Annotated in this window: 6 protein-coding genes; 4 read left to right on the forward strand and 2 right to left on the reverse strand. The window is 31.7% G+C overall.

Annotated elements, in window-relative coordinates:
- Positions 1 to 19: 19 nt before the first annotated feature.
- Positions 20 to 1,552, reverse strand: coding sequence for a sulfatase-like hydrolase/transferase (locus tag JOP69_RS01455; RefSeq protein ID WP_203393792.1), 1,533 nt, complete (start codon positions 1,550 to 1,552; stop codon positions 20 to 22).
- A gap of 310 nt (positions 1,553 to 1,862) precedes the next feature.
- A complete protein-coding gene (locus tag JOP69_RS01460) occupies positions 1,863 to 4,280 on the reverse strand; it encodes a LamG domain-containing protein (protein ID WP_203393793.1) in 2,418 nt (805 codons plus the stop codon).
- A 587-nt stretch (positions 4,281 to 4,867) separates the two neighbouring features.
- On the opposite strand from JOP69_RS01460, the gene JOP69_RS01465 reads away from it, so the two are divergent.
- The 4 genes from JOP69_RS01465 (at position 4,868) to galB (ending at position 13,090) form a co-directional block, all read left to right on the forward strand.
- A complete protein-coding gene (locus tag JOP69_RS01465) occupies positions 4,868 to 7,459 on the forward strand; it encodes a sialidase family protein (protein WP_203393794.1) in 2,592 nt (863 codons plus the stop codon).
- Positions 7,460 to 7,630: 171 nt separating this feature from the next.
- Positions 7,631 to 8,989: a trehalase family glycosidase gene (locus JOP69_RS01470; RefSeq protein ID WP_203393795.1), complete on the forward strand. Its 1,359-nt coding sequence runs from the start codon at positions 7,631 to 7,633 to the stop codon at positions 8,987 to 8,989.
- Positions 8,990 to 9,026: 37 nt separating this feature from the next.
- Positions 9,027 to 10,592 carry a sulfatase gene (locus tag JOP69_RS01475; RefSeq protein ID WP_203393796.1) on the forward strand — a complete coding sequence of 522 codons (1,566 nt, stop codon included), beginning with the start codon at positions 9,027 to 9,029 and terminating at the stop codon, positions 10,590 to 10,592.
- On the forward strand, positions 10,589 to 13,090 hold the full coding sequence (gene galB / locus JOP69_RS01480) for a beta-galactosidase GalB (protein WP_203393797.1): 2,502 nt from the start codon (positions 10,589 to 10,591) through the stop codon (positions 13,088 to 13,090). Before JOP69_RS01475 ends, galB begins: the two co-directional genes overlap by 4 nt.
- Positions 13,091 to 13,094 lie beyond the last annotated feature (4 nt).

A 13,094-nucleotide genomic window follows, 5' to 3' on the forward strand; every position in this document is an offset into this window, starting at 1 on the left:
TTAAATAATACTAAATATTTTAATTGTCAGCATTAAATTTAGTTTGTATTGATGAAATGTCTAAAGGATCTTTCATGTCTTTTTGAAGTTGAATTAAATCTGTAAATAAGGTGTTTACTTTAGATTTATATGCTGAATTATCCGCTAAATTATTCATTTCTTCAGGGTCATTCTTTAAATCAAAAAGCAATACTTTATCAATTTTAGGATATATAATTAATTTAAAATTATCTTTTCTAATCATTCTTTGTAAATCTACATATCCATTGTAAATGGCATCATAATGGCTTTCTTTTCTTGTACCATCAATAATATCCATAATACTGTTGTAAAAAATATAATCTGGTTTTTTAACGCCTGCAATATCTAAACTTGTAGCCATGGCATCTTGTAAATAAATGTCTTTATCTATTTTTGCTCCTTTTTTAATATTAGGACCAACAATCATAAAAGGAGCTCTAATACTATGGTCAAATTGAGATTGTTTCCCTATTAAACCATGTCTACCAGCAGCTATACCATGGTCTGCAGTAAAAATAATATAGGTGTTATCCATTTTTCCAGTAGCTTTTAATCGGTCTAAAATCTTACCAATTTGCACATCTAAATGTGTAATTAAAGCATAATATTCTCGTATGTGAGTTTTTGTAGCAAATGGAGTTCTTGGAAAAGGAGCTAAGGCTTCATCTCTTAAATTAGGACCACAGCCCATACCATCTTTATAGGTGTATTCTGGCATCCAGCTTTTTGGTAAACTAATTTTGCTTACAGGATATTTATCTAAGAATTCTTTTGGAGCCTGCCTAGGATCATGAGGTGCATTAAAAGCCAAATACATAAAGAATGGATTGTCACTTTTTTCTGCTTTATCAAGAAAACCAATAGCATCATCCTTTAAAACTTCACTCCAATGTTTACCACCTTGCCAATAACCGCCATATTTAGTATTAGAAGAAGTCCAAGTAGTATCATTTTCATTTAATGGTCTATTGTAACCTACAGGCATTATAGTTGCAGGATCAATATCTGTACCTTCTATTTCTTTAAACTTTTTTACCATGGTTGCATGATCCCATGAATCCTTAGGCATACCACCTCTTACGTGTACAACATTTTGAAACACTTTATTAGGTTTCGCGTCTACGTGCCATTTACCAGTCATGTAAGTATCATAACCACCACTTTCCATCAGTTTTCCCCAAGTTTTGTCAATTTCTTTATTTTTTTTCCAATTTAGTCTAAAATCGTTTACGTCCCAAACACTTCTTCCAGATATAAGCATTGCTCTAGAGGCAGCGCAAATAGCACCACTCCAAGATCCCATATTGTAAGCATGCGTAAAAGTGGTTCCTTGTTGCACTAATTTATCAAGATTAGGCGTTTCAATTTCAGAATTACCCAATGCGTTTATTGCAGAGTAAGTCATATCATCAGCAAAAATAAACACAATGTTCGGTTTTGTTTTTACTGTTTTTGTAGCTTTAGAGCATCCCCAAGAAAGAAATAATATTGAAGATAATAGTATTAAAAAAAATCTTTTGTTCAGATTCATAAAAAATAAATTTTAGTGTACAGTTAGAATAGAGAATAAAATTATGGTAAAATATTGTAAATCACAACGTTTAAAATAGTTTGTGTCCTTAATAAGAACATTTGAGATATTAAAAAATTGATTCGTAAAACAAGTAAGAATAGTATTGTACTTTCAGCTTTTCGGCATTGGTTAAAAGACTTTAAGTAAAAGAGAATATACTTGTCGTAAAAAAACAAATTGGAGTGATTTTACATACTTATTTATAAGTTAGCATTACATGTCGTTGTTTGTGATATTGCAATTAGAAAGAAACAGTAGTTTAGGGAAACTACTCCCAAATATTTTTTAAGTCTTCTTGTAAAAACTCTTTCAGTTTGTACCTAAATTTAACAGCGTTTATTACTTCATATTTTTGGCAGAAATTATCAAAAATAAAAATTATCTTGTTCTTACTTCCTTCTTTAGATAAGCTATGCAGTTGATAATACAAAGCTTGTATATTTAGTTCATCAATGGATTTAACATAAGTTGTAACTTGCAATACTGTTTGGAAATTTTCTTTGTAATATTCTTCTTTGCAGTAACATAATAGGGGATCGAGAATATCAAAATTTAAATTAGAACGCTCTTCTAAAAGCCATTCTTTTTTTGCTTCTGGTAAAAATTTTCCTCTTTTAACAACTTCAAAAAATTGTTGGTAATTGTGCAACCTAGAATTTATGAAACCGAGAACCCAATTGTAGTCTAAATAAATATTTTCATTCAATTCAACTTTCCAAAATTTATTTTGATAAACTACATTAATACCCTCGGTAGATTGAAGTATTTTTTTTAATGCATTAAAAGAAACACCTCTATTGTTTGCTGCCTTGGCAGGAGGAAATCCTTCCCATAAAATATCTGTTAATTCGCTTGTGGTAATCCCTTTTTTATTTTTTATAGTTCTAAGTAAAACAAGTAAAAATAATTCTTTTAATTTAGGAGAAAAATCGGCTGCAATATCAACGCCATTGGCATTAATTAAACTGAACTTTCCAAATAAATAAATTGCATTTTTCTTTGGAATATTTTCTACAGAAACTAAAGGTTCTACCTTTTTTTTCTTAGCACGTCTTACATAAATACTTAGAAAAATTAAAGCTATTATTAAGCACGAGCTAATGATTAAAAGTAGGGGAGTCGTTTTATACGTATTAGGCTTTTTCTTTAAGTCTAAAGTATTGTGTGCTAACCATTTTATTTCATCATCATTTAGGGCTCTGTTCCATATTTGTAAGTTATCTATATAACCGTTAAAATAATTATTATTATTTTTAATACCGTATCCCAATAAAAGATTTGAGGTACCAATAAAAGATGGACGATTTGTCGCTTTGCCAACAATAGCGCCATCAATATAAATACTTTGATTTTGTGTATCTAAATTATACTTTACAACTAAACGGTGCCATTTTTCTGGGCTAACAAAGTAGTTTGGTTTACAGTCGTTGGTGTAAAAGCCAAATACTGGTTTTTTAGAAAGAATATTTACATGTAAACCTTTTCTAAAACCTTGTTCATCACTACCTAGTATGCAGTATGTTTTTTGATCTTCTGTAGTTATATATTTAAAGTCGACGGCAATTGTAAAACTAGAGTTTATCAATTTATAATGTGCAACTTCTTGTAGCTTGATGTAGTTTTTGTTTTCAATTTTTAAAACGGTTCCCTTAACTTTATCATTAATAAATACGGGAGTATTTTCAGCTAATTGCTCTTGTTTAATTTCATTGTCTATGGTATTTTCAAATTTGTATACTGCTGTTAAATTTTTAGTGATATCTAATTTTGTAGCATCAAATTTAAAGTTTTTATTAGGTATGATTTCATCAGAAATTTTAACGGAATTAGGTGTGAATTCATATCCTTCTTTTAAAGGTTTTAGTACAAATTCTGTCCCCTTTTCATATGGGAAGTTATAATAACCATCGGTATAAGATTTTATTTTATGTTGCCAGTTTATACCTTTTAAAATGTTGGTTTGGCTTAAAACTGTTCCTTTAATAGAGGGTGTTTCATTTATTAAATTGGTTAAATAAAAGAGTGTGTTTTTATGTTTTATTGATGAGTAAAAAATAAAATTAGGACGTTTTCCTGTAATTTTCCAAGCACGAAGTAAATATTGAATGCTATAAGGGTTTGTACTAATACTATTCCATTGTTTTGGAATATTGTTCTTTGCTATTTTTTTTTCTGTAAAATGTTTAATGGATAAAAATTCGTTTCCTATAACGCTATCTAAATCTGTCTTATCTCCATTATTAAATAGGGCATATTTAGTAATGTGATTAGATGTGTTGTTTATATAATTACTTTTAGAATCTTTATTGAAGATAATCAGTTGTTTTTTCTGCTTAATGATATCTTCTATAGTTGGCCAGCGTTCTCCAACCGGATTATAAAAAGATTTATCAAGTAAATTTGTAGCACTAAGTAGCTTTATTAATTTGTCATCATTGCCAGAGTACTTAATAAATAATGGAAATACTTTTTTTTCTGTTTTATTTATTTGAATAGAGAGTAACTCAAAAAATCTTTTTAAAGGTAAACTACCTTTATCCAGTTTTAATTTTAAGTCAGCTGTATTAGGTTCTTCGATAACATGAATAGACATACCATAATATCCTTTTGATAAATCATCTTGCAGAATAGATATTATACTCTCTTTGTCTGAAAATTCAGCGATAGCAAAACTACGTTCGTTCATATTTTGACTGAAGCTGTTTTGTACAAGAAACAATAAAAAGAAAAGGATTGTTTTTATTTTAGTTGGTAAATATTTTTTTTCTTTTCTAAACATAAAGGTTAAAGCATTCTATATTTTGGTATGGAGTTCAAACTTAAGAAAAACAAATAATAAATCAAGCTGTTTTATCCAGAAATTAGGAAACAAAAAGGTTTAATTACTTTGAGAATAATTTTTTTTAATATTTTTTAATTATTTGTTTTACAGTGTTTTAAGGTTTTTGTTAAGTGGTGTATTAAGTACTGGTTAAGTGTCTGTTAATAGTATTTTAAGGTGCTTTTAATTAGTGACTGTTACATTTACTTTTTTATTAAAGAATTTTAATCGCAGGGCGATGGCCAAGGTTTCAATTCCCCGAGGCTTGCCTCGAGATTTAAAAAAAATGTATCGGAAGCATACCTCGTATCCTTGGGGCGAGGTTGTTGATTTAATAAAACTATAATATAAGGAATGCGAAACTAAATGTATTTAAAAGGAATTAGAATATTTAAGTGCAATGAGGAAATTCAAAAACCGAAATTTAAAAAAATAATTTAAGACATAACATCATGAAAAAATTACTGAAACTAGCTATAATAAGTATGCTATCTTTTAATGTTTTGATACTATTTGCGCAAACTCCACAATATTTTAAAGACCTACAAACCAAAAAACAAATATCAACAACGGCTGTAAATTGGACAAATGTTGGTCCTGGTATGTCTGGGTATAATGAAATATATTATGCACACCCAACTGATCCAAATAGTATGTACATGTCTTTGGATATGGGGAATGCATATTATACACACGACAATGGTTTAAATTGGACAACTATAAAAGATTGGGATACTGACGGAGAGAAAGGACGTACAATGGATGCCGATTTTTCAAGACAAAATCCTGATTTTGGCTTTGCGCTTGATGACACTGGAAAACTAATGGTTACTCATAATCGTGGAACATCATATCAATGGGTGAAATCATGGCCTGGTTCTAAAAAGCATTCATGCATTACTGTCGATCCAAATAATGATAACAATTGGTATGTAGGAGCAGGGCAAATTTGGAGAGTGAAAAAAATGCACAGAAGCAAAGCAAAACTTCATGGTACAATACCATTATCTGGCACTGAATATGGTCATATTTATATATCGAAGAATAAGGGTGCAAGTTGGACCAAAATAACGGATAAATTTAATGCAGATTTGGATGTTGCTAAAATATTTGTAGATCCTACAAATTCTGATGTTGTATATACTTTTACAAACTATGGTTTTTATAAAAGTACCGATGGTGGGTATACTTGGAAGCAGAAAGGAAAAGGATTACCATATAACTTACCTCGTGATGGTGGTATTTTCTTCAATAAAAAAACAAATGAGGTAAGTCTTTATTTAGTAGAGCAAACCAATTTTACCGATAATGGAAAAGGAGGAGTTACTACTTCTGGAGGTGTATTCAAAAGTACCGATGGAGGTGAAAACTGGGTTTCTATTTTGGGAGACTTACCTTTCAATTTAAATAAAATTAATTATTACGATAATACTTTAAGATATTACAAAACATTGGCAAATTGGTTTAGTATTTCTATAAACGAAGCCAAAAAAAGGTTTCCAAACAAGCCTGCATTCACGTATCCTGTTTTTAATAAGTTAGTAATAAGCAAAACGAATTCAAATGAAATTTATTTGAGTTCAAATGTTGGGCACGACAAATCTTTTGGCCCTGATTTGTGGGTAAGTAAAAATGGTGGTAAGCACTGGGAAGTTTGCCTGCGTACTGGAGCATATTGGGTGAATAAGACAGATGAAGAATATTGGAAAAGTAGAAATCAGCCGTTGGGTATGAACGCTAAATTTGCGCATTTGCAGAAAGAAAAGGAAGAAGAAAAGGTTTCTTCTAATGTGCGAATGTTGTTTTCAAAAGTAGATGGAGAAATTATTACAGGTTACGGGCAACAAACACTTCGTTCAACAGATCAAGGAGCTAGTTGGCAACAAATTGATGACGACGAAACAACTCCTGGTTCTGGTGCTTGGGTTGGTAGAGGTGGAAGTAACCTTCCTGGGCATGACATGTTGTTGGAAACGGGAACCTCACAGTACCTTCTTGTTAGTGGAGAGCATGGTTTATGGACAACTACTACAGGCGGAGAAAAAATTAAACCAGATGCAGTAGCCGTAAAACAACTTGAAGGACAAACACAAGGAAATACTAAGAATAATAAACACTCAAGTTCGGTAGCCGCAGTAGCTGTACATCCAAACGATCCCAACACTCTTTATATTCTTTCATTTAGGCAAAGTAACAGAGGTGCATTTCGAAAATCAACAGATGGAGGGAAAACTTGGAAAAATATTAGTCAGCCAGTTTCAGATAGCTCGAAATTAACAAATTCAATTGAGCAAAAAGATATATTGATAGACAAAAAGAACCCAAATAACATCTTTTTTATCGTTCCACTTGAAGACCACGCTCCTTGGGCCAAAGAACTTCGAATGATAAATGGACGAAAGACAAAAAGAGAATTTGAAGTAGGAGTATATAGATCGCAAGATGGAGGTTATAACTGGGAGGTCGTAAATAAAGGTTTACCAAAAGGTGCTAATGTTTTTAGATTAGAAATGGATCCTAAAAATTCGAAAATATTGTATGCTTCAGTGAATAGACCTATGGATAAATCAGCTAAAGGAGGCTTGTTTAAATCTGTAGATAGCGGTAACACTTGGTCTAAGGTGAAGATTCCTTCGGAAATAAAAAGTGTAAACCATTTTAGTATTAATAAAAAAACGGGAGATTGGTATTTAAGTGCAGGTGAAGCTGTTGGAGAAATTGATGCCGGTGGAACTTGGATAAGTAAAAATAAAGGAAAGAAATGGAAGAAGATATTCTTTATGCCTAATGTATTCGAAACATATTCATCTAACGTTGATCCCAATACTATTTTGGTGAATGTACAAATGGGGCGTAAAATTAAAAATATTAATCCGGGAGTTTATTTTTCAAAGGATGGAGGTGCATCTTGGACAAAAGCAAATTACAAACTTGGGCAACCTGCTCGTATTATGACGTTACGTCCAGATATTAAAGATGCCAATGTCTTTTGGTTAGCAACATATGGTAGCGGATTTTACAGAGGGATATATAAACCTCAATAATTAGATTATAGTTCGCATTCATAACTATAAAAAATAAAACATTCATAGAATGTTGTGAAACCTAAGGTTTAATAGTATTTGTGTCCTTAATAAGAACATTTGAGATATTAAAATAATATTTTTTTATGTTTTTTTGAAGAAGCAAAAGGTTCAATAATTAAAATAAGTTTTATGTCGAAAGTATTAATTGTTAAAAAAGTTGTTTTTTTTAGTGTCTTTTTGATGATGTTCTTTGCTCTAAATGCAAACGCACAAGATAAAAAGCAAGTACAATTTAAATCAAAAACTAGTAAAAAGTATGTTGCTCCCGCTCATGTAAAATTTGATGCAAATTCAATTGTATTAAAAACAAGGTTAAGAGAACTAAATAGAGATATCAATAATTTCGGAATTTTATTAGATACAGAAATAACCAACAAAAAATTGTTAACAGGATATAGATACGAACAATTTTACGATTGGGATTTATATTTTGAAAACATTTATATGTCGTACTACGGAATTTCAAAATACAACTTCGACAATTTAGAGGGCTTTTTTGCAGTGCAACATCCAGATGGATTTATTAAAAGATCATTTGGTCCAAAATTATTTGGTGCAGATCATCACTTTAAACCTTTTATTGCCCAAATTATAGTATTGGGATCTCGTCAGACTAAAAATTGGGAATGGGCTAAAAAGTATTATCAAAAAACGCAATTATATTTAAAGCATTGGTTTGAATATGATACAGATAAAAATGGATTGGCATATTGGTCTGGGCAGCAAAAAGGAGCTTGGTCTGGCGCATCAGACCATAGTGGTATGGACAATCAAAATACAAGAACTCTTGGTTTAAGTGAAGGTGTAGATTTAAATTGTTATTTGGTGCGTGAATTGCAAGCGATGGCAGTTATAGCAAAAGAATTAGGGAAACATAAAGATGCTAAAAATTATTTAAAGCATGCTGATAAGTTAAAGAAGTTGATTAACAAATATTTATGGGATGAAGCGTCTGGTTTTTATTACGATAGAAATGAAGAAAATGGAAAAACAACTTTTGTAAAGTCGGTTTCTGGTTTTACACCAATTTGGGCAGGAGTTGCATCAAAAAAACAAGTAAAACGAATGGTTGACGAGCATTTGAAAAACCCAAAAGAATTTTGGTTAGAATATCCTGTTCCTGGTTATGCAAAAACAGAACCAGATTATCGTCAGAATTATCAAGGACAAAAAGGTTGTAACTGGAAAGGTTCTACTTGGATTCCTACTAATTACATGATTTGCCATGGATTAATGGATTATGGGTATGATTCTTTAGCAAAAGAAATTGCGCTAAAAACCTATAATATGGTATTAGGAAATAAAAATACACGTGAATTTTTTAATTCAGAAACCGGTGAAGGACTAGGAATGAATCCATTCTTTGGATGGTCTTCTTTAGCCTATATTTTACCTTTAGAATTAGAATTAAAGTACAATCCTACAAAGTTAAATCAAGAAAAGATACAACCAATTGTTGTGGATAAAATTGGTGTCAATTTTAAATAATTAGGATTTGTTAAGGAATGAATCAATAAAAAATATCATGAGAAATAAGTATAAAACTTTAAAAGCTGCAAGTGGGTTTGGTTTGGCACTTCTAATAGTGACTTTATCACTAATTTCTTGTGAAAAAAAGGTAGAGAAAAAACCAAACATTCTTTTTTGTATTGCAGATGATGCTTCTTTTATTCACACATCTATACAAGGAACAAGTCAACTTAATACACCAAATTTTGATAGGGTTGCAAAACAAGGAGTGCTTTTTAATAACGCTTATAGTAATGTGTCATCTTGCGCTCCATCAAGGGCTGCTATTTTAACAGGAAGAAACCTCTGGGAATTGGAAGAAGGAGGATTGTTATTTGGAGGGTTGCGTAAAAAGTTTCCTACGGTTTCAAATATGTTAAAAGAAACCGGTTACGCTACAGGATATACTGGTAAAGGATATATGCCTGCAAGTTTAAAAGAACCGTATCAAACAGAACCATTGGCGCCGGAGTTAAACAAAATCAGAATGAAAGTTCCTAAATTTATTTCAAATAAGGATTATGCTAGCAATTTTGAAGACTTTCTTGATAAAAAAGAAAAAGACAAACCTTTCTTCTTTTGGTTTGGATCTCACGAAGCACATAGGGCTTATAGTCAGGGAATTGGAGTAAAAAATGGAAAGGATATTTCGAAAATTAAAGTACCCGGTTTTTTACCAGATACAGATTTAGTCCGAAGCGATATTGCAGATTATTATTATGAAATAGAATGGTTTGATACGCATTTAGGACTTATGATTAAAGCATTGGAAGCTTCTGGTGAATTAGAAAACACCATTATTATTGTTACTGCAGACAATGGAATGCCTTTTCCAAGAGCAAAAGCGTCATGCTACGATTATGGAACTCATATGCCATTAGCTATTTATTGGGGTAATAAAATTAAAGGAGGAGCTAACGTTGATGATTTTATCAGTTTTACCGATTTTGCTCCTACATTATTAGAAGCTGTTGGTCTTGATATTCCGAAAGAAATGTCAGGAAAAAGTTTTTTAAATGTTTTACTTGCCAATAAAAGCGGCCAGGTAGATGCTACAAGAAATCGCGTTTTTACAGGCTTAGAACGTCATGCGTATTGCCGTCCCGAAGGATTGGGTTATCCTGTACGTACCATTAGAAAAGAAGATTGGTTATATATGGTAAACTTTGAACCAGACAGATACCCTGGTGGAAATCCCGATTTTTATTCAGTACATCAAGGTTATTATGGAGAGGTTGATGCTGGACCTACACGTTCTTATTTAATTGATAATAAAGAGGATATCGACGTAAAATATTATTTCGATTTACAGTTTGCTAAACGTCAAAAAGTAGAATTATATAATGTAAAAGAAGATCCATATCAATTAAAAAACTTGGCTTCCGAAGAAAAATATACAGATTTATGTGATTCTTTAAAAACAGAACTTTTTGCTTATTTAAAAGAAACGAATGACCCCAGAATGGAAGGGAAAGCTCCTTGGGATAATTATCCGTATTACTTTAAAGGATTGGATAAGAAATATTTATTACCAATAGGGCTGAGAGATATTAACTATAAAACCAAAAAAATCAACAAATGAGAAACTCCAAACTTCTGAAATTCATTTTATTTACACTATTTGTAGCTTTTTATATATCATGTAAATCTGGAATTAGTGAGTCTGCATCGGAATCATTATCCGTATCTGATGAGAACTTTAACAAAGGATGGCTTTTTTCTAAAGGTGATTTTAAAGATGCACAAAATGTCAATTTTGATGATGCGGATTGGAGAAAATTAAATCTACCCCATGATTGGGCCATTGAAGGTCCTTTTGACAACAAATACAACGCAAGAACAGGTGGTTTACCTGTGCATGGAGTTGCTTGGTATAGAAAACATTTTAAGGTTGACAGTCAGTTTAGTGAAAAACAAATTTCTGTTGAGTTTGATGGTGCCATGAATCTTGCTAAAGTTTGGCTGAATGGTGAATATATTGGAGAAAGACCTTATGGTTATATCGGCTTTGAACTTGATCTTACCAAGCATATTAAATTTGGAGAGGATAATGTTATTTCTGTTCAGTTATCACCAGAAGATTTAGCAGCACGTTGGTATTCTGGAGCAGGAATTTACAGAAATGTAAGACTTAAAATGAATGAGAAAATTCATATTCCGCAGTATGGAACGTTTGTTACAACACCAAATGTTACCAAAGAAAACGCTGAAGTAAAAATTGAAACTAAAATTAAAAATTCTTCTACCGTTACAAAAAAGGCGGAACTTAAAACAGTCATTAAAAATAATAGAGGAGTTGTTGTTGCTGAAAATACTACAAAATTATCAGTAGATAAAGGCGCTGAAGTAAAAGAGTTGGTTTCTTTAGAAGTAGAAAACCCTGAATTATGGGATTTAAAATCACCTACTTTATATACCGCAAAAAGTATTGTAACTGTTGATGGACAAATTGTGGATGAATATGAAACTAAATTCGGAATTAGAACTATTAAGTTTGATAAAGACAACGGTTTTTTATTAAACGGAAATCAAGTTGAATTGAATGGTGTGTGTATGCATCATGATCAAGGACCTTTGGGAGCGGCTATAAATTACAGAGCCAAACAGCGTCAAATGCAAATAATGCAAAGTATGGGCGTAAATGCATTAAGAACGAGTCATAATCCACCATCACCAGAAATATTAAGAGTTTGTGATGAGTTGGGAATTGTTGTTATTGTTGAGGCTTTTGACGAATGGAAAATAGGAAAAGTAGAAAACGGTTATCATAAGTTTTTTGATGAATGGCACGAAACCGATTTAAGAGATATGATTAAAAGAGATAGAAATCATCCTTCTGTAATTATGTGGAGTATTGGTAATGAAATTCTAGAACAAAGTAAAAAAGATGGATGGAAACTAACTAAACAGTTAAATGATATTTGTCATGATGAAGATAATACCAGACCAACTACCGTTGGATTTAATTATTTCCCTGCACCGTTTAAGAACAATTTAGCAGAGCAAGTAGATATTGTTGGTATGAATTATTGGCCAGAAGAGTACAAAGCTATTTTAGAGAAAAATCCGGATATGATTGTATATGGTTCAGAAACATCTTCATTAACAAGTAGTAGAGGTGTGTATCATTTGCCAATAGAATTCACTGAAAAACATGAAACCAATCACGTTTCTAGTTATGATGTGATTGTTGGTCCACCTTGGGCATACGCGCCAGATATTGAGTTTGATGCACAAGCTAAAGAACCAAGATCTTTAGGTGAATTTATTTGGACAGGTTTTGATTATTTAGGAGAGCCAACGCCTTATGGAGGAAGAGACAACTCAACCAACGGACATTGGAATGATGATTGGCCATCACGTTCATCTTATTTTGCTCCTGTTGATTTATCAGGATTTCCAAAAGATCGTTTTTATTTATATCAAAGTCAATGGACGACAGAACCAATGGTACATGTTTTACCGCATTGGAATTGGGAAGGTAAAGAAGGTGATATCATTCCGGTATATGCATATACCAATTGTGATGAAGTAGAATTATTTGTAAACGGAAAATCTTTTGGTAAAAAGATTAAAGGAAAAGATTTTACCGAAATACCATCCGAATATCATGGATTTAAAAAAGGAATGTATAAATCTAAATACAGACTTTCATGGAATGTGCCTTATCAACCAGGAGACATCAAAGTAATAGCATATAAAGATGGCAATGAAGTAGCTTCTAAGCAAATTAAAACTGCAGGAACTCCTGCTACCATAGAATTAGTCGCAGATAGAACTGAAATTGATGCAGATGGTAATGACCTTTCTTTTATTACAGTGAAGGTTTTAGATAAAGACGGTAATTTTTGTCCGCTTGCAGATAATTTAATCAACTTTAATATCTCTGGAGAAGGCGTTTTGGCAGCAGTAGGAAATGGAGATCAAACGTCATTAGCCTCTTTTCAAGCAAACAACAGAAAAGCGTTTAATGGAATGTGTTTATTGGTGGTGAAATCGACAGAAAATAGCGGAATTATAAACATTACAGCATCTTCAGATAATTTGGAATATCAAAAAATAGCAATACAAACAAAATAATAAT

This window comes from Polaribacter sp. Q13 (assembly GCF_016858305.2).
In the GTDB taxonomy this organism is placed as follows: domain Bacteria; phylum Bacteroidota; class Bacteroidia; order Flavobacteriales; family Flavobacteriaceae; genus Polaribacter.

Coding starts and splice junctions, on each gene's coding strand:
- JOP69_RS01455 (WP_203393792.1), bottom strand. CDS start 1,552: ATGAATCTGAACAAAAGATTTTTTTTAATACTATTATCTTCAATATTA.
- JOP69_RS01460 (WP_203393793.1), bottom strand. CDS start 4,280: ATGAACGAACGTAGTTTTGCTATCGCTGAATTTTCAGACAAAGAGAGT.
- JOP69_RS01465 (WP_203393794.1), top strand. CDS start 4,868: ATGAAAAAATTACTGAAACTAGCTATAATAAGTATGCTATCTTTTAAT.
- JOP69_RS01470 (WP_203393795.1), top strand. CDS start 7,631: ATGTCGAAAGTATTAATTGTTAAAAAAGTTGTTTTTTTTAGTGTCTTT.
- JOP69_RS01475 (WP_203393796.1), top strand. CDS start 9,027: ATGAGAAATAAGTATAAAACTTTAAAAGCTGCAAGTGGGTTTGGTTTG.
- galB (WP_203393797.1), top strand. CDS start 10,589: ATGAGAAACTCCAAACTTCTGAAATTCATTTTATTTACACTATTTGTA.